General features: G+C 67.0%; 22 protein-coding genes, 2 tRNA genes and 1 pseudogene. 16 read left to right on the top strand and 9 right to left on the bottom strand.

Annotated features, from left to right (window positions below; genetic code table 11):
* Nucleotides 1–32: 32 nt before the first annotated feature.
* The 4 genes from A9W99_RS08790 to A9W99_RS08775 all read left to right on the top strand — a co-directional run bounded on the left by A9W99_RS08790 (nt 33) and on the right by A9W99_RS08775 (nt 2,635).
* Nucleotides 33–830, top strand: a complete 798-nt coding sequence (locus A9W99_RS08790; protein WP_067375852.1) for a fumarylacetoacetate hydrolase family protein — start codon at nt 33–35, stop codon at nt 828–830.
* Nucleotides 827–2,296 (top strand): glutamate--tRNA ligase, encoded by a 1,470-nt coding sequence (gene gltX / locus A9W99_RS08785; protein WP_082929916.1) that lies wholly within the window; start codon nt 827–829, stop codon nt 2,294–2,296. Before A9W99_RS08790 ends, gltX begins: the two co-directional genes overlap by 4 nt.
* Nucleotides 2,297–2,428: 132 nt before the next feature.
* A tRNA-Gln gene (locus tag A9W99_RS08780) sits at nt 2,429–2,500 on the top strand.
* A gap of 62 nt (nt 2,501–2,562) precedes the next feature.
* Nucleotides 2,563–2,635, top strand: a tRNA-Glu gene (locus A9W99_RS08775).
* 76 nt (nt 2,636–2,711) lie between these two features.
* Here A9W99_RS08775 and A9W99_RS08770 read toward each other — a convergent pair.
* Entirely contained in the window at nt 2,712–3,212 is a 501-nt protein-coding gene (locus A9W99_RS08770; protein ID WP_067375847.1) for a PPOX class F420-dependent oxidoreductase, read from the bottom strand.
* A 120-nt stretch (nt 3,213–3,332) separates the two neighbouring features.
* Nucleotides 3,333–4,034: an IclR family transcriptional regulator gene (locus A9W99_RS08765; RefSeq protein WP_067231144.1), complete on the bottom strand. Its 702-nt coding sequence runs from the start codon at nt 4,032–4,034 to the stop codon at nt 3,333–3,335.
* Between the two features lie 85 nt (nt 4,035–4,119).
* Between A9W99_RS08765 and leuC the strand changes: the two genes are divergently transcribed.
* The 3 genes from leuC (at nt 4,120) to A9W99_RS08750 (ending at nt 7,011) form a co-directional block, all read left to right on the top strand.
* Entirely contained in the window at nt 4,120–5,541 is a 1,422-nt protein-coding gene (gene leuC / locus A9W99_RS08760) for a 3-isopropylmalate dehydratase large subunit (protein ID WP_067375845.1), read from the top strand.
* Nucleotides 5,542–5,562: 21 nt separating this feature from the next.
* Nucleotides 5,563–6,159, top strand: coding sequence for a 3-isopropylmalate dehydratase small subunit (gene leuD / locus A9W99_RS08755; RefSeq protein ID WP_067375843.1), 597 nt, complete (start codon nt 5,563–5,565; stop codon nt 6,157–6,159).
* A gap of 213 nt (nt 6,160–6,372) precedes the next feature.
* The gene (locus A9W99_RS08750) at nt 6,373–7,011 is read left to right on the top strand and encodes an HU family DNA-binding protein (RefSeq protein ID WP_067375841.1); all 639 of its coding nucleotides are present in this window, start codon (nt 6,373–6,375) and stop codon (nt 7,009–7,011) included.
* A gap of 63 nt (nt 7,012–7,074) precedes the next feature.
* Here A9W99_RS08750 and A9W99_RS08745 read toward each other — a convergent pair whose 3' ends face one another.
* The 3 genes from A9W99_RS08745 to cofC all read right to left on the bottom strand — a co-directional run bounded on the left by A9W99_RS08745 (nt 7,075) and on the right by cofC (nt 11,018).
* On the bottom strand, nt 7,075–8,019 hold the full coding sequence (locus A9W99_RS08745; RefSeq protein ID WP_067375839.1) for a bifunctional NUDIX hydrolase/histidine phosphatase family protein: 945 nt from the start codon (nt 8,017–8,019) through the stop codon (nt 7,075–7,077).
* Nucleotides 8,020–8,088: 69 nt separating this feature from the next.
* Nucleotides 8,089–10,293 carry an RNA degradosome polyphosphate kinase gene (locus A9W99_RS08740; protein ID WP_067375895.1) on the bottom strand — a complete coding sequence of 735 codons (2,205 nt, stop codon included), beginning with the start codon at nt 10,291–10,293 and terminating at the stop codon, nt 8,089–8,091.
* Between the two features lie 74 nt (nt 10,294–10,367).
* Nucleotides 10,368–11,018 carry a 2-phospho-L-lactate guanylyltransferase gene (cofC, locus tag A9W99_RS08735; protein WP_067375838.1) on the bottom strand — a complete coding sequence of 217 codons (651 nt, stop codon included), beginning with the start codon at nt 11,016–11,018 and terminating at the stop codon, nt 10,368–10,370.
* 114 nt (nt 11,019–11,132) lie between these two features.
* On the opposite strand from cofC, the gene A9W99_RS08730 reads away from it, so the two are divergent.
* Nucleotides 11,133–12,137: an NAD(P)H-dependent glycerol-3-phosphate dehydrogenase gene (locus A9W99_RS08730; RefSeq protein ID WP_067375836.1), complete on the top strand. Its 1,005-nt coding sequence runs from the start codon at nt 11,133–11,135 to the stop codon at nt 12,135–12,137.
* 116 nt (nt 12,138–12,253) lie between these two features.
* Entirely contained in the window at nt 12,254–13,387 is a 1,134-nt protein-coding gene (locus tag A9W99_RS08725; RefSeq protein WP_067375833.1) for a D-alanine--D-alanine ligase family protein, read from the top strand.
* Between the two features lie 7 nt (nt 13,388–13,394).
* On the opposite strand, the gene A9W99_RS08720 is transcribed toward A9W99_RS08725, so the two are convergent.
* Nucleotides 13,395–13,940, bottom strand: coding sequence for a DUF3515 domain-containing protein (locus tag A9W99_RS08720; RefSeq protein WP_067375831.1), 546 nt, complete (start codon nt 13,938–13,940; stop codon nt 13,395–13,397).
* 93 nt (nt 13,941–14,033) lie between these two features.
* Here A9W99_RS08720 and A9W99_RS08715 point away from each other — a divergent pair, with 93 nt between their 5' ends.
* The 3 genes from A9W99_RS08715 to A9W99_RS08705 are packed head-to-tail and all read left to right on the top strand — an operon-like array spanning nt 14,034 to nt 15,984.
* Nucleotides 14,034–14,996 (top strand): thiamine-phosphate kinase, encoded by a 963-nt coding sequence (locus A9W99_RS08715; protein WP_067375829.1) that lies wholly within the window; start codon nt 14,034–14,036, stop codon nt 14,994–14,996.
* A gap of 17 nt (nt 14,997–15,013) precedes the next feature.
* Nucleotides 15,014–15,304, top strand: coding sequence for a DUF1330 domain-containing protein (locus A9W99_RS08710; protein WP_067375827.1), 291 nt, complete (start codon nt 15,014–15,016; stop codon nt 15,302–15,304).
* On the top strand, nt 15,301–15,984 hold the full coding sequence (locus tag A9W99_RS08705; RefSeq protein ID WP_067375825.1) for a uracil-DNA glycosylase: 684 nt from the start codon (nt 15,301–15,303) through the stop codon (nt 15,982–15,984). The genes A9W99_RS08710 and A9W99_RS08705 overlap by 4 nt, the downstream gene beginning before the upstream one ends.
* A 72-nt stretch (nt 15,985–16,056) precedes the next feature.
* Here the strand turns inward: A9W99_RS08705 and A9W99_RS08700 are convergent, their stop codons facing one another.
* Together A9W99_RS08700 and A9W99_RS08695 are read right to left on the bottom strand one after the other, a co-directional pair.
* Complete coding sequence (locus A9W99_RS08700) at nt 16,057–16,731, bottom strand: response regulator transcription factor (protein WP_253869689.1); 675 nt, start codon at nt 16,729–16,731, stop codon at nt 16,057–16,059.
* Entirely contained in the window at nt 16,728–17,951 is a 1,224-nt protein-coding gene (locus A9W99_RS08695) for a sensor histidine kinase (RefSeq protein ID WP_067375821.1), read from the bottom strand. The genes A9W99_RS08700 and A9W99_RS08695 overlap by 4 nt, the downstream gene beginning before the upstream one ends.
* Before the next feature lie 144 nt (nt 17,952–18,095).
* Between A9W99_RS08695 and A9W99_RS08690 the strand changes: the two genes are divergently transcribed.
* The 3 genes and pseudogenes from A9W99_RS08690 to A9W99_RS27725 form a co-directional block, all read left to right on the top strand.
* Nucleotides 18,096–18,476: a hypothetical protein gene (locus tag A9W99_RS08690; protein ID WP_067375819.1), complete on the top strand. Its 381-nt coding sequence runs from the start codon at nt 18,096–18,098 to the stop codon at nt 18,474–18,476.
* On the top strand, nt 18,469–21,327 hold the full coding sequence (locus A9W99_RS08685) for an RND family transporter (RefSeq protein ID WP_253869687.1): 2,859 nt from the start codon (nt 18,469–18,471) through the stop codon (nt 21,325–21,327). The genes A9W99_RS08690 and A9W99_RS08685 overlap by 8 nt, the downstream gene beginning before the upstream one ends.
* Nucleotides 21,328–21,366: 39 nt before the next feature.
* A pseudogene (locus A9W99_RS27725) lies at nt 21,367–21,487 on the top strand (gamma-glutamyl-gamma-aminobutyrate hydrolase family protein); the annotation flags it as partial.
* Here A9W99_RS27725 and rpmB read toward each other — a convergent pair.
* Nucleotides 21,442–21,636, bottom strand: coding sequence for a 50S ribosomal protein L28 (gene rpmB / locus A9W99_RS08680; RefSeq protein ID WP_066930307.1), 195 nt, complete (start codon nt 21,634–21,636; stop codon nt 21,442–21,444). The pseudogene A9W99_RS27725 and the gene rpmB overlap by 46 nt on opposite strands.
* 229 nt (nt 21,637–21,865) lie before the next feature.
* Between rpmB and A9W99_RS08675 the strand changes: the two genes are divergently transcribed.
* A complete protein-coding gene (locus A9W99_RS08675) occupies nt 21,866–23,521 on the top strand; it encodes a DAK2 domain-containing protein (protein ID WP_216639721.1) in 1,656 nt (551 codons plus the stop codon).
* Nucleotides 23,522–23,523: the final 2 nt, after the last annotated feature.

Genomic DNA, 23,523 nt, shown 5'->3' with positions numbered 1-23,523 from the left:
CCGCGCTGGCGACCCTCACTAGGCTCAACCGAATGCGCCTTGGTCGAATCGCCAGCCCAGACGGCGTCGCCTTCGTCAGCATCGAAGGTGACTCGGAAAGTCCCGCCGAAATGACCGCGCGGGAGATCGCTGAGCATCCATTCGGCACGCCGACGTTCACCGGCCGATCTTGGCCACTGGCCGACGTCCGACTGCTGGCCCCGATCCTGGCCAGCAAGGTGGTCTGTGTCGGCAAGAACTATGCCGACCACATCGCCGAAATGGGCGGCGCGACCGGCCCAGCGCCGGCAGACCCGGTGATCTTCCTCAAACCGAACACTGCGATAATCGGGCCGAACGTTCCAATTCGCCTGCCCGCCAATGCATCACCCGTTCACTTCGAGGGTGAGCTGGCGATAGCGATCGGCCGGCCGTGCAAAGACGTTCCAGCCGCCCGTGCCGCCGAGAACATCCTCGGTTACACGATCGCCAACGACGTGTCTGCGCGCGATCAGCAGAAATCCGACGGCCAGTGGACCCGGGCCAAAGGACACGACACCTTCTGTCCCGTCGGACCCTGGATCGTCACCGATCTGGACCCGGCCGACCTGAAACTGCGCACCGAGGTCAACGGCAAGGTTAAACAAAACAGCCGCACCTCGTTGATGATTCACGACGTCGGCGCCATCGTCGAATGGATCTCGGCGGTAATGACATTGCTGCCCGGTGACCTGATTCTCACCGGCACACCCGCTGGTGTCGGTCCGCTCGAGGACGGTGACACCGTCGCCATAACCGTGCAGGGAATTGGCACCCTCACCAATCCCGTAGTCCGCAAAGGAAAGCCGTGACTGCACCTGAAGACAAGGTCCGGGTTCGGTTCTGCCCCTCGCCCACCGGCACGCCACACGTCGGGATGGTCCGCACCGCGCTGTTCAACTGGGCGTACGCCCGCCACACCGGCGGCACCTTCGTATTCCGCATCGAGGACACCGACGCCCAACGGGACAGCGAGGAAAGCTATCTGGCGCTGATCGATGCGTTGCGCTGGCTCGGCCTGGACTGGGACGAGGGGCCCGGGGTCGGCGGACCTTATGGCCCGTACCGCCAATCGCAGCGCACCGAAATCTACCGGGACGTGGTGGGCCGGCTGCTGGACGCAGGAGAGGCGTACTACGCATTCTCGACACCGCAAGAGGTCGAGGCCCGTCACGTCGCGGCAGGACGTAATCCCAAGCTGGGCTACGACAATTTCGACCGTCACCTGACCGACTCGCAGCGCGCCGCATACCTGGCGGAAGGCCGTCAGCCGGTGGTGCGCTTACGGATGCCCGCCGAAGACCTCGTTTGGCACGACCTGGTGCGGGGGACCACCACCTTCGCGGCCGGCACGGTACCCGATTTCGCGTTGACCCGCGCGAGCGGAGATCCGTTGTACACCTTGGTCAACCCGTGCGACGACGCCCTGATGAAGATCACGCATGTGCTGCGCGGCGAGGATCTGCTGCCGTCTACTCCACGCCAGCTGGCGCTGTATCAGGCGCTGATCCGGATCGGGGTCGCGGAGCGCACCCCGGAATTCGCCCATCTCCCAACGGTATTGGGGGAAGGCACCAAGAAACTGTCGAAGCGCGACCCGCAGTCGAACCTCTTCGCCCATCGCGAACGCGGGTTTATCCCCGAGGGTCTGCTGAATTATCTTGCGCTGCTCGGCTGGTCGATCGCCGATGATCGTGACCTGTTCAGCCTCGACGAGATGGTGGCCGCGTTCGACGTCGCCGACGTCAACTCCAACCCCGCCCGGTTCGACCAGAAGAAGGCCGACGCGATCAACGCCGAGCACATCCGCATGCTCGACCCCGACGATTTCACCACCAGGCTGCGCGACTATCTGGACGTACATGGCCACCACATCGAACTGGATGAAGCGCGATTCGCCGTCGCGGCTCAGTTGGTTCAGACCCGCATCGTCGTCCTCGCTGACGCGTGGGATCTGCTGAAATTCCTCAACGACGACCAATACGCGATCGATCCCAAAGCCGCTGCAAAGGAGCTGGGATCCGACGGGGACCGGGTACTCAGGGCCGCGCTGGCCGCGCTGGACGACGTGGTGGACTGGGCCGCGGGCAATATCGAGGCAGCGCTGAAGTCCGCACTCATCGAGGACCTGGGTCTCAAACCGCGCAAGGCGTTCGGCCCGATCAGGGTGGCCGCGACGGGAACATCGATCAGCCCGCCGTTGTTCGAATCACTCGAGCTGCTGGGTCGTGACCGCACTTTGCAGCGGCTGCGAAACGCGCTGGACCGTCGGGAGTGATGGAACGGCGATGCGGATTGCACGTCGAGTCTTTGGTAGTCTGCACGTCGGCCCTCAACCGCGGGCAACCGCGTTCGCCGGACCCGTTTAGGGTCCGCGAAAGCTCTCTGACCAGCGGTTTTAGGCAGCCAATGGGGTATGGTGTAATTGGCAACACAGCTGATTCTGGTTCAGCCATTCTAGGTTCGAGTCCTGGTACCCCAGCAAAGTCAGCAGATTAGGTGGGCCTACCGCGGTGAGATATGCTGACTGCTCGGATCGGTTCCGGCCCCGTCGTCTAGCGGCCTAGGACGCCGCCCTCTCACGGCGGTAGCGTGGGTTCGAATCCCATCGGGGCTACAAAACCGAGCTGACATAAAATCCCCAATTTTCGTGCCGAAATGGGAATTTTTCGTCTGTTCCGCGTCCGTGCGGGCTAGCTCGCCGCGGGTGCGGTAGAGCCGCCTACCGGCATGTGCGGCAACCCGAGCTTGCGATGATCCCAGGAGCGGGCGCGTCGACTGACGATACGTACGCCGACGCGCTTGTTCATCATCTGGTCGACCATGGGCTTCAAATCGTCGGTATAGGGACCGGTATAGCGCTCCCAGACGCTTACCCCGACCCGGTGCAGCGCGTCGGGATCGTCGACGATCTCGGCAACGCCTTCGAAGGACACGCCGCGCAGCGTGTCGTAGGTATCGCCGTCTTCGATCAGGAAGCTCACCCGCGGATCGCGTTTCAGATTGACCGCTTTCTGCGACTTGGCCTTGGTCTCCAGCCAGATTTCGTCGTCGACCACGGCGTACCACATTGCGGTCAGATGTGGTCGGCCGTCGCGGCCGATGGTGGCCAGGGTGCCGGTACGGCTCTTGACGACGAAATCAGCGATTTCCGCCTCGGACATGACGATGCTCGCGCGCTGGTTGGTTCCCATGGCGTCAGTTTGTCAGGCCGTTGCAGATCGACTCTGCAGTGGTGGCATCCAGCCTGCGGTCAGGGCGCGGTCTGGGGCGGCTCGCTCGTCCTGGATGCAGGCTGGACGCCCAGGACCGAATCACAGCCGGCGAGTGAGCGCATCAGCGGCGGCCAGTAGGTCAGCCGCCCAGCGCGCCCCCGGACGCCTTCCGATCCGGTCGATGGGCCCCGACACCGAAATCGCAGCGATGACGGCACCGCGGCCGTCGCGCACCGGCGCCGACACACTCGCGACGCCGGGCTCGCGCTCGGCCACGCTTTGCGCCCACCCGCGCCGCCGCACGTCAGCCAGCACCCGCCCGGTGAATTTCGCGCTCGGCAACACCGCCGCTTGGGTCGCCGCGTCGCTGTGAGCCAGCAGCACTTTCGCTCCCGAACCCGCCGTCATGGGCAGGCGAGCGCCGACCGGAACCGTATCGCGAAGGCCTGCAGGGGGTTCCACCGCGGCGATGCAGACCCGCGAAATACCCTCGCGACGGTACAACTGCACGCTCTCGCCGGTGGTCTCGCGCAACTGCGGCAACACCACCGAGCCCGCCGCCAGCAGCGGATCGTTGACATGTGCCGCGAGTTCGGTGACCGCGGGTCCGAGACACCACCGGCCCTCGTCGTCGCGGCCCAGCAGGCGATGAAACTCACACGCGGCCGCCAGCCGGTGGGCGGTGGCCCTGGGCAACCCGGTCCGCTCGCACAATTCGGCGAGCCCGCAGGGAGATTCCGCGATGGTATGCAAAATGTCGACGGCTTTGTCGAGGACGCCGATGCCGCTATGCTGTCTCACAAAGAGATATTAGCGTCTCGCATTCTGAGATCACCAATCCAAGTGCCGGGCGCGCCGCGAATGATCGAACAGAGGCGACTTCGAAATGGAATCCACCACCGGCAGGCCCCGCACGCTGGCCGAGAAAGTTTGGGACGACCACGTAGTGGTTCGCGGACAAGTCGGGGCGCCCGACCTGATCTATATCGATTTGCATCTGGTGCACGAGGTGACCAGCCCGCAGGCCTTCGACGGCTTGCGTCTGGCGGGGCGCCCGGTGCGCCGGCCCGACTTGACTCTGGCCACCGAGGATCACAACGTGCCCACCATCGACATCGACAAGCCGATCGCCGATCTGGTGTCGCGAACTCAGGTGGAGACATTGCGGCGGAACTGCGCGGAATTCGGTGTCCGCCTATATCCGATGGGCGACATCGAGCAGGGCATCGTGCATGTCGTCGGACCGCAACTGGGCCTTACCCAACCGGGCATGACGATCGTCTGCGGAGACAGCCACACCTCCACGCACGGCGCGTTTGGCGCGCTGGCGATGGGTATCGGAACCTCGGAGGTCGAGCACGTGCTCGCCACCCAGACGTTGCCGCTGCGCCCGTTCAAGACCATGGCCGTCAATGTCGACGGACAATTGCCCGACGGCGTGACGGCCAAGGACATCATTCTCGCCTTGATCGCCAAGATCGGCACCGGCGGCGGCCAGGGCCATGTCATCGAATACCGGGGCAGCGCCATCGAATCGCTGTCCATGGAAGGGCGGATGACGGTCTGCAACATGAGCATCGAAGCCGGCGCCCGCGCCGGCATGGTCGCTCCCGACCACGTCACCTATGAGTTCCTGCGAGGCCGCCCGCACGCGCCGACGGGTGCGCAATGGGACGCCGCGTTCGCTTACTGGCAGCAGTTACGCACCGACCCCGGAGCCGTCTTCGACACTGAGGTCTATCTGGATGCGGCTGCGTTGAGCCCCTTCGTCACCTGGGGCACCAACCCCGGCCAGGGCGTGCCGCTGGCAGCGGCCGTGCCGGATCCGGAGCTCATGACCGACGACGGGGAGCGTCAGGCCGCCGAGAAAGCATTGGCATACATGGACCTTCGGCCTGGAACGGCCATGCGCGATATCTCGGTAGACGCCGTATTCGTCGGATCCTGCACCAACGGCCGTATCGAAGATCTGCGAGTGGTTGCCGATATCTTGCGCGGGCGCAAGGTGGCGTCAGGAGTGCGGATGCTGGTGGTTCCGGGCTCGATGCGGGTGCGCGCGCAGGCCGAAGCCGAAGGTCTGGGTGAGGTTTTCACGGCCGCGGGTGCCGAGTGGCGGCAAGCGGGATGTTCGATGTGCCTGGGGATGAACCCCGATCAGCTCGCACCCGGGGAGCGTTGCGCGGCGACGTCCAACCGCAATTTCGAAGGGCGGCAGGGCAAGGGGGGCCGCACTCACCTGGTCTCCCCGGCTGTTGCCGCCGCCACCGCGGTTCGTGGCACCCTTTCCGCGCCCTCAGATTTGAATTGATTCGCCAGAACAGGAACGAATATGGAAGCCTTTCACACCCACACCGGGATCGGCGTGCCGTTGCGACGGTCCAATGTCGATACCGATCAGATCATCCCCGCGGTATTTCTGAAGCGTGTCACCCGAACCGGTTTCGAGGACGGCTTGTTCGCGACGTGGCGATCGGATCCCTCATTTGTGCTAAATCTCAGTCCCTTTGACCGGGGTTCGGTGTTGGTCGCCGGACCCGATTTCGGCACCGGGTCGTCGCGTGAGCATGCCGTCTGGGCGCTCATGGACTACGGGTTCCGGGTGGTTATCTCGTCTCGGTTCGGTGACATTTTTCGCGGCAACGCGGGCAAGGCGGGTCTGTTGGCCGCCGAAGTTGCCCAAGACGGTGTGGAACTACTTTGGAAGCTCATCGAGCAGAGTCCGGGCTTGGAAATTACTGTCAATCTTCAAGATCGAAATATCACCGCCGGAACAGTGGTGCTGCCGTTCAAGATTGACGATCACACTGCCTGGCGACTTCTCGAAGGACTTGACGATATAGCCCTTACGCTGCGGAAACTCGACGAGATCGAGGCTTTCGAGGCCTCCTATCCGGACTGGAAGCCGCGCACTCTGCCCACTTCCTGACGCCTCGGAGAGGGGCGAATTCCGCCTCCGCCGGCGCGGGCAGGCGAAGTCGATTTTCCCGCCACACCACCGGTCAAGGGCGGCAACCGGATTGCGGAAATTCAGATTGTCGGGGCCTGAAATTGCGCGTGGCTCTTGGAAATCAAGTGGGTAAGGGTTTACCGTGTCTGCTAGTCGGTTCCGAAACGAGGACCACTGGCTTGGAGGGTTTGGATGAACAAAGCAGAGCTCATAGATGTGCTCACACAGAAATTGGGCTCGGACCGACGGCAGGCAACAGCTGCTGTCGAGAATGTCGTCGACACTATTGTGCGCGCGGTGCACAAGGGTGACAGCGTCACCATTACCGGTTTCGGTGTGTTCGAACAGCGGCGTCGTGCGGCACGGGTGGCGCGCAATCCGCGTACCGGCGAGACGGTGAAAGTGAAGCCGACGTCTGTCCCGGCGTTTCGGCCGGGCGCTCAATTCAAAGCGGTTGTCTCTGGGGCACAAAAACTCCCGTCGGAAGGACCTGCTGTGAAGCGTGGTGTGGCAACGAGTGCAGCGAAGAGAACCGCCAAGAAGGCGCCCGCCAGAAAGGCGACCAAAGCTGCAGCCAAGAAGACCGCGAGCAAGTCGCCAGCCAAGAAGGCGACCAAAGCTGCGGCCAAGAAGACCGCGAGCAAGGCTCCGGCCAAGAAGGCGACCAAAGCTGCGGCCAAGAAGACCGCGAGCAAGTCGCCGGCCAAAAAGGCCGCCGCCAAGACGCTGGCGCGCAAGACGAGCAAGGCTCCGGCGAAGAAGGCAGCCGCAAAGCGGCTTGCCAGCAAGGCACCTGCCAAGAAAACCACCGCACGGCGGGGCCGCAAGTAACGCAGTAAATCTCAGGCACAGATACCCTTCGGGCGGCGGCCGCCCCCGAAGGGTATCTGCGTGTTACGGCTGTGCGTTGGCGCCGAGTGCGCCGCCGATGTGGTCCGCCGCCACCACTCGGCCCCCGGCCAGAGACAGCACCCAGGTGCTGCCTTTGTGGTTGCGGGATTTGTCGGCGCGTATCCCGTCGCGCTCACACCACCACGCGATGAGGTCGGGAATTACCTTGCCCTGTGAGCAAATCACCGGTGTGCCCGACTTTTCGGCGATCTGCAGCATCCGGTTCCGGCCGCGTTTCGGGCTCTTGGCGTAGGCCTCCTCGGTGAGGCTCGGCTCGTTCTTGATGGGCACACCCAGTTCGGCGGCGAGAGGTTCCAGCGTCTGGTGGCAGCGCACGCGGTCGGCGGCATAGGCGTCGGTGGCGCCGAACGCCAGCAGCTGTGGAACCAGGGCCTCGGCCTGCGCACGTCCCTTCTTGTCCAACGGCCGCTTCGTGTCGTCGCCTTTGTAGCGTGCCTTGCTGCCCGCCGTCCCATGCCGGACCACCAGCACGGTGTGCGTGTCTGCGGGCTGTTTGCCGAACCGGCGCAAGACCTTTCGATCCTGTGGGTAGTCGAGCTTCTTCATCGCATCGGAGAACGGCAGCCAGACCAGCTCGTCGACCTCGTTACCGGGGACGAAATCCCCACCGGTGCTGCGTGCCGCCCAGTAGCACACCTTCTTGATGCCTTGATCGATCGGGTACGTCACCGTGGCCAGCCGCCTGCCAAGGATCGCATGGTGACCGGTCTCCTCGAATATCTCGCGCGCGGCAGCCACGGGAGCGGTCTCGCCGGGGTCCACTTTGCCTTTGGGCAGCGACCAGTCGTCGTACCGCGGCCGGTGGATCACCGCTATTTCGACGGGATTCTTGGCCGATTTGACGTACGCGGGTCGCCACAACACCGCCCCGGCAGCGCAAACCACCCGATCCCCCGAGCGGCGGTTGGACGAGTTCTGGGGCGACACCTCAACTCCTGCAGGTCAATTCGGGCACGGCTGCTCGTGCTCGGAGGATATGGCCTTTGCACAGCGTCGTCAGGGGCTGCGGTGTCGCTCCATCAGCGATACCTGATGGTCGCGCACGTTCTCGCCTTCCCGGGGTGCGGCAGTCCACTGTCCGTCGGACCCGAGTTCCCAGCACCGGGTGGCGGGGTCCAACGCGGACTCGAACAAATCGTCCAGCTGGACGGTGAGTCTCGGGTCTTTGACTTGAGCCATCACCTCGACTCGACGGTCGAGATTGCGGTGCATCATGTCGGCACTGCCGATCCAGAACTCGTCGATCGCGTTGAAGTGGATGATCCTCGAGTGTTCCAGGAAGCGGCCGAGAATCGAGCGGACGATGATGTTCTCGGAGATGCCTTCGGCGCCCGGGCGCAGTGCGCAGATGCCACGGACTACGATCTCGACCCGCACGCCTTCCTGCGACGCGCGGTAGAGCGCGTCGATAACCTGTTCGTCGACAAGCGCGTTCATCTTGAGCCGGATTCGCCCGTGGCCGTTTTTCCGGTGGGCGGCAACCTCGCGCTCGACACGCTCGATGATGCCGGTGCGGATGCCCTGCGGAGCCACCAACAGGTTGCGGTACTCCAACTTACGGGAGTAGCCGGTCAGCGAGTTGAACAAGTCCGTCAGGTCGGCACCGATGTCGGGAGCGGCGGTCAGCAAACCGACGTCCTCGTACAGCCGAGCGGTCTTGCCGTTGTAGTTTCCGGTCCCGATGTGGCAGTAGCGCCGGATGGTCGGTCCTTCGCGGCGCACCACCAGGCATGTCTTGCAATGTGTTTTGAGTCCGACGAATCCGTACACGACGTGTACGCCCGCCTGCTCGAGCTCACGCGCCCACCGAATATTGGCTTGTTCGTCAAAGCGCGCCTTGATCTCGACGAGGGCCACCACTTGCTTTCCGGCTTCGGCGGCGTCGATGAGCGCGCGCACAATCGGCGAATCACCGGAGGTTCGGTAAAGCGTCTGCTTGATCGCCAGCACGTTGGGATCGGCGGCGGCCTGTTCGATGAATCGCTGCACGCTGGTGGAGAACGAGTCGTATGGATGGTGTACCAGCACATCACCTTCGCGCAGCGTCGCGAAGATGCTCTTGGGCGTCTCGCCCTCGGCGAAGGCCGGATGGGTGGCGGGAACGAACGTCCGGTCTTTCAGGGCCGGCCGGTCCAGGCCGTAGATCTGCCACAGCGACGACAAGTCCAGCAGCCCGGGCACTTCGATGACATCACCCGGGTCCACGTCGAGTTCGCGCAGCAGCAACTCGAGCATGCCCTCGGTCATGTCGTCGGCGACCTCGAGTCGCACCGGCGAACCAAACCGTCGTCGCGCCAATTCCCGCTCCAGCGCCTGCAGTAGGTCTTCGTCGCGGTCCTCTTCCACCTCGAAGTCGGCGTTGCGGGTAATGCGAAACGCGTGATGCTCGACAATCTCCATGCCCGGGAACAGCACCGGGAGGAACGCCGCAATCAGCTCTTCCATCGGCAGGAACCGGACCTTGCCGTGGCCTTCTGACTCGGCGGACATCTCACCGCCGTCGCCGGCTCCCAGTTCGACGAAGCGATCGACGTTGTCGGGCACCTTGACCCGGGCGAAGTGCTGGCCGCCGTCCTCGGGTTGCCTGACGGTGATAGCCAGGTTCAGGCTCAGCCCGCTCACGAACGGGAACGGGTGGGCCGGGTCGACCGCAAGCGGTGTCAGCACAGGGAAGACCTGCTCGGTGAAATAGGTCGACAACTGCTCGCGCTCAGCCTTATCCAGGTCGTCCCACGTGATGACCGAGATGCCCTCTTCGCCAAGCGCCGGCAGCACCGAGTCCAGGAACACGCGCGCATGCCGGCTGGCGATGTGCTGGGTCTGCTCAGCGATGCGACGCAATTGCTCACGCGGCGTCAGGCCGTCGGCGGACCGGACCGATAGCCCCATCTGGTCGCGACGTTTCAGCCCCGCCACCCGGACCATGTAGAACTCGTCGAGGTTGGAGGCGAAAATCGCCAGGAACTTCGCCCGCTCCAGCAGCGGCAGCGAGCTGTCGTCGGCCAGCGCGAGCACCCGCGCGTTGAAGTCCAGCCAGCTCAGTTCCCGGTTGAGGTAGCGGTCCTCTGGCAGCGCGTCGGTGATCGCCGCGCGAGTGGCGGCCGGTGGCGCTGCGACGGCCGAGTCGCCGGGCGACCACAGGTTCTCGTCGGGCCGCGCCTCAGCTTCGATTTCAGTCACCCTGCGATCATTGCTCATCACCCGTCGCGCGGCCAGCGCACCAGGCACACTTATATATCCCTTTGCTCGTCAACCCGCCCTCGTCAACCCGCTCGTCAACGATGTGCGATGGCGCGCGCGGTCGCGGGCCCGATCCCGAGCTGGCGGGCGGCCGCCAGGTCGGCCGGCGTGTCGACGTCGCAGCGCAGGCCGGGCCAGGCGCCGGTCAGCTCGATGGCGCCCGAACGGCGATGCCGCGCCGAAGAATCCGCCCCGAACTGTGGGTCCAGTGCGCTGCCGAATGCGCAGAGTGCCGAGGTGCCCGTGCCCAGCCTGTCGGCGACGAAGCTGCGCCGGTGGTGACGCGCGGCCGTGATCGCCTCGTCCAGCTCCTGTGTCTGTAGCGCAGGCAAATCTCCTTGCAGCACAACAAGATTGGCGCCTGATCCGGAGAGGGCCCGTTCGGCTGCGGCGATGGCGTGGTTGAGCGGGTCGCGATGGCCCTCGGGTGTCGGGTCGGTGAGCACCTCGGCGCCGGCGTCGGCCGCCGCGGCCGCCGCGGCTTCGTCGGGCGTGACAACGGTGATCGACCGCAGTGCTCGAACGCGGGCCGCCGCGGTCAGCGTGTCCTGCAGCATGGCCAGCACCACGTTCTCCCGGGTGCGCGCCGAGAACACCGGTGCCAGTCTCGTCTTGGCCGCGGCCAGTCGCTTGACGGCGATGATCAAGGCGATATCGCTTGCACCATCGGCCCGTGTGCCGCTCATGCGATTATCCTGCCAGCGGACGCCGTTCTGTCTCCCGCGAGCGTCACGCTAGCGTGATCGAGACGGCCGAGCGTCACGCCAGCGTGACGAGAGGCGACGAGACCCGGGAGCGTAATGGCCGTAACCGTGATGGGCGCCGGTGCGTGGGGCACGGCGCTGGCCAGGGTGCTCGCCGACGCTGGCGGCCCAGAGACGCAGGTCATCCTGTGGGCGCGTCGCGCCGAGGTCGCCGAGCAGATCAACGCCACCCGGTACAACAGCGACTATCTGCCCGGTGCGCCGCTTCCGCCGAGCATCCGCGCGACCTCGGACGCCGAAGAAGCGCTGAGCGGCGCGACGACGGTGTTGCTGGGCGTGCCCGCGCAAACGATGCGCGGCAACCTCGAGCAGTGGGCTCCGTTGTTGTCGCATGGTGCGACCCTGGCCAGCCTGGCCAAAGGCATCGAGCTGGACACCCTGATGCGGATGAGCCAGGTCATCGTTGGGGTGACCGGTGTTGACCCCAGTCAGGTCGCGGTGATCTCGGGACCGAACCTGGCCAGCGAGATCGCCGAACGCCAGCCCGCTGCCACCGTCATCGCATGCAGCGACTCCGGCCGGGCGGTCGCCTTGCAGCGCATGCTGAACAGCGGATACTTCCGGCCGTACACCAACTCCGACGTCGTCGGCACGGAAATCGGCGGGGCCTGCAAGAACGTCATCGCGCTCGCGTGTGGGATGGCCGCCGGCGTCGGCCTGGGTGAGAACACCGCGGCGGCGATCATCACGCGGGGACTCGCGGAGATGATGCGGCTCGGCATAGCGCTCGGCGCCAAGGGAGCGACACTGGCCGGTCTGGCCGGAGTGGGCGACCTGGTGGCCACCTGCACCTCGCCGTATTCGCGCAACCGGTCGCTGGGCGAACGTCTGGGCCGCCGTGAAAACGTGCAGTCGGCACTGCAGGTCAAGGATGGTCATGTCGTCGAGGGGGTGACGTCGTGTCAGTCGGTGCTGGCGCTGGCGTCCAGCTACGACGTCGAGATGCCTCTCACCGATGCCGTGCATCGGGTCTGCCACAAAGGGCTTTCGGTCGACGAGGCGATGGCACTGCTGCTGGGCCGCAGCACCAAGCCCGAATGAGCGCGGGCTCAAGTGCGTTCACTCTGCGGCTAGGGCGGGAAAGTTCGGGCGAAAACCCGCAGTTCGCGGCCTCGAGCCCGGCCTGGCGACAGCGCAACCGGTAGCCTCTGAAGGTTGTGACCCAATCCGGCCCGCCCGCGACGCCGCGCGACCGGCGCGTGCGCGTGGCCGTCGTGTTCGGCGGACGCAGCAACGAGCACGCCATTTCGTGTGTGTCCGCGGGCAGCATTCTGCGCAATCTGGACCCGCAGCGGTTCGAGGTGATCGCCGTCGGCATCACCCCCGACGGGTCCTGGGTGCTCACCGACGGCGATCCGGATGCGCTGGCCATCACCAACCGGCAGCTGCCCGAGGTGACCTCCGAGTCGGGCACGGAGCTGGCGCTGCCTGCCGACCCGCGCCGCGGTGGCCAGTTGGTGTCGTTACCGCCGGCTGCTGGTGGCATCCTGACGTCGGTCGACGTGGTGTTTCCGGTACTGCATGGGCCGTACGGCGAGGACGGCACCATCCAGGGACTGCTCGAGCTGGCCGGTGTGCCCTACGTCGGCGCCGGTGTGCTGGCCAGTGCGGCGGGGATGGACAAGGAATTCACCAAGAAGTTGCTGGTCGCCGAGGGGCTTCCGGTTGGTCCGCACGCGGTGCTCAAGCCCTCCCGCCAGACGCTGCAGCCAGAGGAGTGCGAACGGCTGGGCTTGCCGGTGTTCGTCAAACCCGCGCGGGGCGGCTCGTCGATCGGGGTGAGCCGGGTGTCGAGCTGGGATCAGCTGCCCGCCGCGGTTGCGGGCGCTCGTCGCCATGACCCGAAGGTGATCGTCGAGGCGGCGGTCAACGGCCGCGAGCTGGAGTGCGGTGTCCTCGAAATGCCTGACGGCACAGTGGAAGCCAGCACGCTGGGCGAGATCCGGGTGGCCGGGGTGCGCGGACGCGAGGACGCGTTCTACGACTTCGCGACCAAGTATCTCGACGACGCGGCCGAACTCGATGTGCCGGCCAAGGTCGACGACGAGGTGGCCGACGCGGTACGGGAACTGGCGATCCGGGCGTTTCGGGCGATCGACTGCCAAGGCCTGGCCCGGGTGGATTTCTTCCTCACCGAAGACGGACCGGTGATCAACGAAATCAACACGATGCCCGGCTTCACCACGATCTCGATGTACCCGCGGATGTGGGCGGCCAGTGGGGTCGACTACCCAACACTGTTGGCCACCATGGTGGAAACGGCGCTGGCCCGCGGCGTGGGGCTGCGCTAATCAGGCGCTAATGCGCGGGTGCCGGGTCGATGGGAACCGCGGCGACGGTGCGATCGATCACGTCCGAGAGCTCCTGAATCGGTGCCGGGCCGGATCCCGGCGGCAGCGTCAACGCCAGATAAACTGCGCGGTCCACCGCGTACCAGGTGGATCGGCCGGTGTCCGCTTCTGACTGGCCGTTCACCCGGAACCACTGCACCCGGTCGACCACCTGGATTGGGGAGCCCACCACGAAGTCGGCCGGCCGGTCCAACCCGCAGCGCAACACCACCGGCTCGCTGTGCGGCCCGGCCCGCCAGGCCGCTGCGCCCTCGGGCGCAGGCTGCGCCAACGGCGCGCGCTGATAGCTTCCGAGCCGCTGCGGCAGCGCCGCCGTCAGGGTTTTGCATGCTGGTGCGGCGGCTCGGGGGGCCGGGACGCCGGGAAGCGCGACGGGCTGCGGTGGCGTCTCCCGGTTGGCCGCGATTACCAGAATGACGCCGATCGCCGTCACACCCAGCAGCGCCGCGGCAATGATCAGAGCGCGTGGCGGGCCGTCGGAGTCGACTGTCACCTGCGTGGCTACCTCGGACTCTCATACACTGGCGCGGTCCGCCCGGGCGGGCAGGGACCAAACTTACCCGAGGCCGGGGCGGTTGGAGGTGGCGTGCGCGACGACACAGCAGGAGAGCCTTCGACGCTGCAGCAGCTCGGCGAGTTCGCGGTGATCCGGCGTTTGGCGCAGGGCCGCCGGCAACCCCGCGCTGTGCTGCTGGGCCCCGGTGACGACGCGGCTGTGGTTTCAGCCGGCGACGGTCGCGCGCTGGTGTCGACCGATGTGCTGGTGCAGGACCGGCACTTTCGGCTGGACTGGTCGACACCGCACGACGTCGGCCGCAAGGCGATAGCGCAGAATGCCGCCGACATCGAAGCGATGGGCGGGCGTGCCACGGCGTTCGTGGTGGGGTTCGGAGCGCCAGCGGATACCCCGGCGGCCCAGGTGGATGCGCTGGCCGCCGGAATGTGGGACGAGGCCGAGCGGATCGGCGCGGGCATCGCGGGCGGGGATCTGGTCAGCTGTCCGCAGTGGGTGCTGTCGGTAACCGTGCTGGGCGAACTCGACGGTCGCCCACCGGTGCTCAGATCCGGCGCAACGGCCGGCTCAACGGTTGCGGTCGCCGGTGAGCTGGGACGTTCGGCGGCCGGTCATGCCTTGTGGCACAACGGAATCGATCAGTTCGACGAACTGCGGCGGCGCCATTTGGTGCCGCAGCCGCCCTACGGCCAGGGGGCTTTCGCTGCGGCCGCCGGGGCCGAGGCGATGATCGACGTATCCGACGGGTTGATCGCCGACCTGCGACATGTCGCCGAGGCTTCGGCGGTGAGCATCGACCTGTCCGCGGCGGCGCTGGCGGCAGACCGCGACGCGCTGACGGCGGCTGCTGCGGCGGTGGGCGCCGACCCGTGGCCGTGGGTGCTGGGCGGCGGCGAAGATCATGCCCTGGTCGCCTGTTTCGGCGGGCCGGTGCCCGACGGGTGGCGCGTCATCGGGCGAGTGCTCGACGGCCCGGCTCGGGTGCTCGTGGACGGCGAGGAATGGGAAGGGTACGCGGGTTGGCGATCGTTTTGAGCGGTTAGGGTGGCCCCGTGACCGTCTATGCGATCGCGCAGTTGAGATTCACCGACCGGGCAGCCTACGACCGATACCAGGCCAGATTCATGGAGGTTTTCGGTCGCCATCCGGGAACATTGCTGGCGGCCGACGAGTCGCCGCGGGTCGTCGAGGGGCAGTGGGACCGCGAGAAGGTGGTGCTGATGTCGTTTCCCGACGAGGCCGCGTTCTACAGCTGGGCGCAGTCGCCGGAATACCAGGAGATCTCGAAGGATCGGCGCGCGGGCGCGGACACGGTGGTGGTGCTGGCCAAGGGCTTGCGTTGACCGCGCGCCCGCTGAGCGAACTCGTCGAGGCCGGCTGGGCCGCTGCGCTGGAGCCCGCCGCCGAGCAGGTCGCCGAGATGGGACGGTTCCTGCGCGCCGAGCTGGCGGCGGGGCGCAGGTATCTGCCCGCGGGCCCGAATATCTTGCGCGCCTTCACTTTTCCCTTCGATCAGGTGCGGGTACTGATCGTCGGGCAGGACCCCTACCCGACGCCGGGACATGCTGTGGGCCTGAGCTTTTCGGTAGCGCCCGACGTGCGGCCGCTGCCACGCAGCCTCGCCAACATCTTCGACGAGTACACCGCCGACCTTGGTCACCCACAGCCCTCGTGTGGCGACCTGACGCCGTGGGCGCAGCGCGGCGTGCTGCTGCTGAACAGGGTGCTCACGGTGCGGCCCAGCAATCCGGCTTCGCATCGCGGCAAGGGCTGGGAAGCGGTCACCGAGTGCGCAATCCGGGCACTGGCAGCGCGCGCACAGCCGATGGTCGCGATCCTGTGGGGGCGCGACGCGTCGACGCTGAAGCCCATGTTGGCCGCGGGCAAGTGCGTTCCCATCGAGTCGCCGCACCCGTCGCCGCTGTCGGCTTCGCGGGGGTTCTTCGGCTCGCGTCCGTTCAGCCGCGCCAACGAATTGCTCACGGAGATGGGTGCCGACCCGATCGATTGGCGACTGCCCTGAATTAGGGGCGAGCAGACGCAAAATCACGCGACACACCGTGCTTGCGGGGGCTTTTGCGTCTGCTCGCGGGGTTTAGCGCGGCGCGACGATGCCGTTGTCGTAGGCATAGACGATCGCCGCGGCGCGGTCGCGCAGCCTGAGCTTGCCGAAGATCCGGCCGATGTGGCTTTTGACGGTGACGCCCGAGATACACAGTTCGTCCGCGATCTCGTTGTTGGAGAAGCCTTTTCCGATCAGCGTGAGCACGTCGAGTTCGCGCGCGGTCAGTTCGGCGAGATCGTTACGGTGCTTATCCGAAACCCCGTGGGCCGCTTTGCGGTATGTGCTGAGTACACGCGAGGTGACCGCGGGGTCCAGATAACTGTCTCCTCGCGCGACGGCCCGCACGGCGCGGATCAGCTCCTCGGCGGAAGAGTCCTTGAGCACAAAGCCCGCCGCGCCGGCCCGCAGTGCTCCGGACAGCAGCTCGTCCTCGTTGAATGTCGTCAGCGCCAGCACCGGCGGCGCCCCGCCCAGCCGGCGCGTCGCCTCGATGCCGTCGACCCGTCGCATCCGCAAGTCCATCACCACGACATCGGGTTGGTACTTGGCGACCGCCGCGAGCACTTCGTCGCCGTCGGCGCATTCGGCCACGATGGTGAAACCGTCTTTGCGGCGCAGGATTCGGCGCAGCCCGGAGCGCACCAGATCCTGGTCGTCGACGAGCAGCACCGCGACTTCCGGCGTTTCAGTGGCAGTGAAGCTCACGACTGGTGACACCACCACGGCCGCCATCCGGTATTGCCGTCCTCGAGCGGTATTTCGGCATTCACCGCCCACCCGTCCCGACTCGGCCCGGCCTCGATGGCTCCGCCGAGCAATTCGACGCGCTGGCGCATGCCGCGCAGTCCGCGACCCTCGGTGTCGGCGGCCGCAACCGCGGCGGGCAGTTGGGTGTTGATGGCCAGCTTGGCCGATGCCGCTGAAATATCAAGCACCACAGATGATCTGGAGTCCGGCGCGTGCTTGGCGATGTTGGCCAGCGATTCCTGCGTAATGCGATACAGGGCGAGGCCGACCGCGGCCGAGACGCGGCTGGTCGGGCCGTCGACGCGCAGTGTGACGGCTACTCCGGCCCGCTCGAAATCCGCGACCAGCACGCCGATGTCGTCGATGCCGGGCTCGGGTGGAGGAGCGGCTTTTCTGGCGCCGTGCGGTCCCGTGTCGAGCAGACCGACGGTGCGGCGGATGTCGGCCATCGCCTGCCGGCCGAGCCGTTCGGCCTGCTCGAGCGCCTCGACCGCGTCGTCGACGTCGCGGTCCTGCTGCAGCGCGCGGCGCGCGCCGGTGACGTGCAGCAGTGTGACCGAAAGCGAGTGGGCGATGACGTCGTGCACTTCGCGTGCGATGCGTCGCCGTTCGTCGGCCGCGGCGTGCTCGGCCAACACCTCCTGCGCCTCGATCTGTTGCGCCAGCAGCACCCGTTGGGTGTGCATGAGATAGCCGATAAGCCAGCCGCCCGCGACGAACAACAGATACAGCGCCACCACATCCAGCCGGTGCACCGCGGCCGCGGTGAGCAGCATCGCGGCCGACGACACGGCGGCCAGGAAGCCTCCGACACCGGAGGTCAATGTCCCTACGAGACCGACCATCAACACCAGCAAGGCCGGTGCGAAATCGGCGCGAATCGGCGTCGACGTGGCGAAGAGCATTACCGCCGTGGTTGCCGACCAGGTGATCCACATCAGGACGGGCCGGAACTTCATATTGAAAAAGAAGAACGCCACTAGCGGCGACAGGGCGATAGACATCGCGATCAGCGCGGCGGGCAGATCGGACCATGGCCGCTGCAGCACCGCGACAGCCCCGGCGGACAGCACAAGGCCGTAGGTAATGATGACGAACGGCCAGGTGATGCCGACCGGCATCCGCTCACGCCGTTCGCGCAGCCTCTCGCGCAGGAAGCCGATTGCGGCACGCAACATCGTCCAATCCTAAAAGAGCCGCGTGTCCGGCCACATCATCCTCGGGTATGCCTCGCGGCGGCTCGGCCTCATACCGTGGTAGGAGCCAAAGACCGAACCTCAGCACGACGCGCGGTAGCGGCCCCCATTCCTAACGTTTCCGGTATGACATGGAAACTGCTGCACGAGCGCATGGCCTTCATGGCCGAATTGATCCAAGCCGCCGAGACCGACCCCGAGGCGGCACTTGATCTGGCCGACAAGGCATCCGAAGTCTCCCGGCTGTTCGGCAGCGAGGAGGGGCTGCTGCTCTCACTGCGGCAGCGCTGGCTGATGATGCTGTACGCGAAGCTGGATCAGGCGGACTACGACGGTCTTACGGCCGAAGAGGCCAGAGCTGAGCTGACCGCCGCCAACCCGGGACTACACGCATTGTTGGGCATAGCTTCCCGACGATCGCTGCGGCTGCGCGTGCTGTCTCGAGGTGAGCACCGGGTTGTGGATCTCTTCGACGGATCGATGAGCGATCGGCAGACCGTTGCGTGAACAGAAGGCAATCCGATACGCGATCCTGGCTGTCGGGCTCTGGGTGCTGGCGGCCGCCGTCGGCAATCTGGCTGTGCCGCAACTGGAGCGGGTCGTCGAGTCGCACTCGCGCTCCTTCATGCCCGCGAACGCGTCCAGCTCGATCGCCGCCACCCGCGCCGCCGAGCTGTTCGGGCAAACCCCCAGTAACAACTTCATTTTCGTGGTGCTGGAACGGAACGCGCCGCTGACAGCACAGGACCGCAAGTTCTACGACGCGCTGACGGCGGCACTGGAATCCGATCGCCGGCACGTGTATTCGGTGACGGACCTGTGGTCACAACCCGCGACCGCCGCGGGCGCACAGAGCCGCGACGGACATGCGGTCAGCGTCATGGTTCGGCTCGCCGGAATGCTGGGGACCTCCAAAGCGCGCGATTCGGTGGACTCCGTGCGCAATACCGTCACCGCCCTGTCGCCACCGGCGGGGCTGCACGCTCATGTGACGGGTCCGGGCGCGACGATCGTCGACGAATTCGCCGCCATCGACCGGCAGATGCTGTCGATCACCGCCGCCACTATCGCACTGATCCTGGTGCTGCTGCTGGTGGTGTACCGGTCGCCGATCGCCGCGGCCATTCCACTGATATCGGTCGGTCTGGCGCTGGCGGTTGCCCGCTGGATTGTTGCGGCACTTGGGTTGTCGGGCACCGTTGAGGTGTCCCTGTTCTCGGTGGCGCTGATGGCGGCGATGACGTTGGGCGCAGGCACCGATTACGCGATCTTTCTCGTCGGGCGCTACCAGGAGGGCCGGCGTGGCGGTGTGGCGCCTGCGCCGGCGCTGACCGACGCCTACCGTGCCGTCGCCCCGGTGATCATCGGGTCGGCGCTGACGGTGTCGGTGGCGCTGGCGTGCCTCGGCTTCGCCGAGGTGGGGATGTTCCGTAGCGCCGGAATACCCTGTGCGATAGGGATTCTCGCGACGATGGTGGCGTCCCTGACGCTCACGCCCGCGCTGATGGCCTTGGCCGTGCGCCGCGAACGGCTCGAACCGCGGCCGTCCAAGACCGCGCGGCGCTGGCGGCGCGTGGGAGCCGCGGTGGCGCGTTGGCCCGGGCCGATCCTGACCACCGCCGGCGCGGTGATCGTGCTGGTGGCATTGCCACTCGCGAGCCTTCGGGTCGGCTGGAATGAGCCGGCCGCCACCCCTTCCGACGCCGAGTCCAGTCGCGGCTATGCGGCCACCGATCGGCATTTCGCGGCCAATTGGCTGCTACCCGACGTCGTCACCATTCAGGCCGACCACGACCTGCGCAGCCCGGCCGGGCTGATCGCCATCGAGCGGATCACGCGTCAGATCATGGCCGTCCCTGGGGTGCGGATGGTGCAATCGGCCAGCCGGCCCGACGGCAAGGTGCCAGAGGAGGCGACGCTGAGCTATCAGGCCGGGACGGTCGGCCGTCAATTCAACGAGACGGTCGATTCGTTGACGCGGCGGCTGCGCCGGATCTCCGAACTCGACGGCGCGCTGGCGCAAACCCAGGCGGCGGTGAGCCAGCTCGGCAGCGGACTGCGGGGCGGCAGTGCGGGCTTGGCCGAGATGTCCGGGGCCGCAACCGATATGCGCGCCGGCCTGGAAGGCGTGCAACGGTCGGCCACCACGGTGTCGAGCTACCTGGATCCGCTGCGCGACTTCGTCGCGCGTACCCCGGACTGCGCCGGTAACCCGTTGTGCGCGACCGTGAACCGGATACTGGAGCCTGTCGATGGCCTGCTGCAGACTTCGACGCGACTCGGTGACGGCGCCGCCAAGCTGACCGGTGGGTCGAATATCGCAGCCCAGGCGCTGGCGGGTATGCCGCAAGCCGTGGCAGCAATGAACAACGCACTGGCGCAAGCCCGTTCGGCCACCCACGACCTGCTCGGATTGAGCGATGCCATCGGGCCACAGCTGAGGCAGCTGACCGACTACCTCGCCGAGATCGACACTCAATTCCAAGGCAGCGCGGCATCGGGTTTCTACCTGCCGCAGCGAGCGTTCTCCGACCCGCGCTACACCGAGGTCCTGCGCAAACTCATCTCCGCGGACGGCCGCGCCACCTATCTACTGGTGTACGGCGACGGTGAGGAGTGGGGCAGCGACGGCGCCACCCGGGCGGATCAGGTGCGCGCCGCGATCAGGCAGGCCACCAAGGAGGGCACGCTGACCCCGACTGGAGTCGACCTGGCCGGTGTCGGGCCCGCGACCGCCGACTTGCAGCGCTCCGTCGGCCGCGACACGGCGCTGCTGGTAGGAGCCGCGCTGGTGCTGATTTTTCTGATCGTCATGACGATGCTGCGCAGCCCGGTCGCCGGGCTGGTGGTCGTCGGCACCGTCGTCGCGTCGTATGCATCGGCGCTGGGTGCCAGCGTGCTGATCTGGCAGTACCTGCTGCATCAGCCGCTGCATTGGGCTGTCGCGCCCATCGCCTTCATCGCATTGATCGCCGTCGGCGCGGATTACAACCTGCTGCTGGCGTTGCGGATCAAACACGAGGCGGCAGCGGGCCTCAAGACGGGGATCATCCGGGCTTTCGGCGGTACCGGTGGCGTGGTCACCACGGCGGGCATCGTTTTCGGGATCACCATGCTGGCACTGCTCGCCAGCAGCGTGCTCAGCATCGCCCAGGTCGGCACCACGATCGCGGTCGGCCTGTTGATGGACACCCTGGTGGTGCGGGCGCTGGTAGTGCCGTCCATCGTGGCGCTGCTGGGCCGATGGTTCTGGTGGCCGCGCCGTCTGACCCGTGGTACCGCGAAAGTGCAGCCGCCGACGCCGCCACTCGGGAAATCCGTCGCCAGTCGCACCTTCGCGGCGCTTGACCGCCGCTAGACCCAGGGCGGCGACCCGCCGCGCCCGGCTTCGCCGCGCTTGCGATCGCCGCTGGATCGATGGCGGCGACCCGCCGCGCCCGGCTTCGCCGCGCTTGCGATCGCCGCTGGACCGTCAGCCGCGGACGACCTTGCCGGCCTTGATGCACGAGGTGCACACGTTGAGCCGCTTCTTGTTGCCGCCGGGACGCGTCACGACGTGCACGGTCTGAACGTTGGGGTCCCACCGGCGGCTGGTGCGGCGGTGGGAGTGCGACACCGACTTGCCGAAGCCGGGGCCTTTCCCGCAGATATCGCACACAGCGGCCATTCTGAGCTCCTCAAACGTTCTGGGATCCGGTGTCTTGGTGTCCGGCGACCAACCCGGACCGGCCGGGCCGTCCCAGGATAGCCGGGGTCGGCGGCAACCGCCAAAATGCTGCACCGCGGCGGCTGCGTCATGAGCTGTGCTGTCACCGCCGCTGGCTAGGCTCAACGCACGGGCCGGCACGCAGGGAAGAGGGTCAGCGGTGGGCACTTGCGCCGAACACGATCGTCGGCTGAACGCGTCCGCCCTCCGCGACTGGGCCCACACCGCCGTCAGTGACCTGATCACTCATATCGACGAGATCAATCGGCTCAACGTCTTCCCGGTCGCCGATGCCGACACCGGCGCCAACATGCTGTTCACCATGCGTTCCGCGCTTGCCGAGGCCAACGCCTCGGAGGCCGTCCCCGGCGACGTCGCCCGGGTCGCCGCCGCTTTGTCGACCGGCGCGCTCAACGGCGCCCGGGGCAACTCCGGGGTCATCCTGTCCCAGATCCTGCGCGGTATTTCCGACGTCACCGCGGCGGCGGCCGCCGACCGCGGCGGTGAACTGCCCGAAATCGACCCCGCCCTGCTCGGGGCCGCGTTGCGGCGCGGAGTCGAGCTGGTGATCGCCTCGATGGGCGGCGACGAGGTCCACGGGACCATCGTCTCGGTGTTACGGGCCGCGGCCGGCGCCGTCGAGGAGTGCGCGGTCGACGGTCAAGGCCTGGCCCACGCGGTCACGGCTGCCGGCAATGCGGCGGTCGTCGCGCTGGAGAAGACCCCCGAGCAGCTCGACGTGCTCGGTGACGCCGGCGCGGTGGACGCCGGCGGACGCGGCCTGCTGGTCCTGCTGGACGCGCTGCGCACGACGATTACCGGCCAGGCGCCCGCCCGCGAGGTGTATGAGCCGTCACCGCGGATACCGCCCGCGCAAGCCGCCAAGCGACCGGCGCCGCAGTTCGAGGTCATGTACCTGCTGAGCGGTTGCGACGCCGAGGCGGCCGACGCGCTGCGGGACCGGCTGGCGGAGCTGGGCGAATCCGTCGCCATTGCCGCCGCCGCGCCGACTACAGGCGGCAGCTATTCGGTGCACGTGCACACCGACGACGCCGGTGCGGCCGTCGAAGCCGGCCTGGTCGCCGGGCAGCTGAGCCGCATCGTCATTTCGGCCCTTTCCGGTGCCACCGGCCTGCCCGCGGGCGGCTGGACGCGGGAACGGGCGGTCCTGGCTGTCGTCGACGGTGACGGCGCCGCGCAGTTGTTCGCCGACGAGGGCGCCTACGTGCTGCAACCCAGTTCGGACGCCGCCGACCCGGCCACCGACATCAGCGCCCACCGGCTGGTCCGGGCGGTGGTGGACACCGGCGCCGCACAGGTCATGGTGCTGCCCAACGGCTATGTGGCGGCGGCCGAGCTGGTTGCCGGCTGCACCGCTGCCATCGGCTGGGGTGTCGACGTTGTTCCGATACCGACCGGGTCGATGGTGCAGGGGCTGGCCGCGCTGGCGGTGCACGAACCGGACCGGCAGGCCGTCGACGACGGCTACACCATGGCCCGCGCGGCCGGCGCTGCCCGGCACGGCTCGGTGCGCATCGCCACCGAGACGGCCCTGACCTGGGCCGGCAGCTGTCAGCCCGGTGACGGCCTGGGCATTGCTGGCGACGAGGTGCTAATCGTGGCCGCCGACGTCGCGGCGGCGGCAGCCGGCCTGCTCGACCTGCTGCTGGCCTCCGGCGGCGAGCTGGCCACAGTGCTCATCGGCGAGGCAATCGAGGCGACCGACGGCGCCGCTGCCCTGGCCGACGCTCTGCACAAGCACGTGCACGACAAGCATCCCGGGACCGAGCTGCTGACCTACCGCACCGGCCATCGCGGCGACGCGCTACTGATCGGGGTCGAGTAGCC

Source organism: Mycobacterium sp. 1164966.3, assembly GCF_001665395.1.
GTDB lineage: Bacteria > Actinomycetota > Actinomycetes > Mycobacteriales > Mycobacteriaceae > Mycobacterium.
This window is presented reverse-complemented; position numbering and strand designations above follow the sequence as displayed.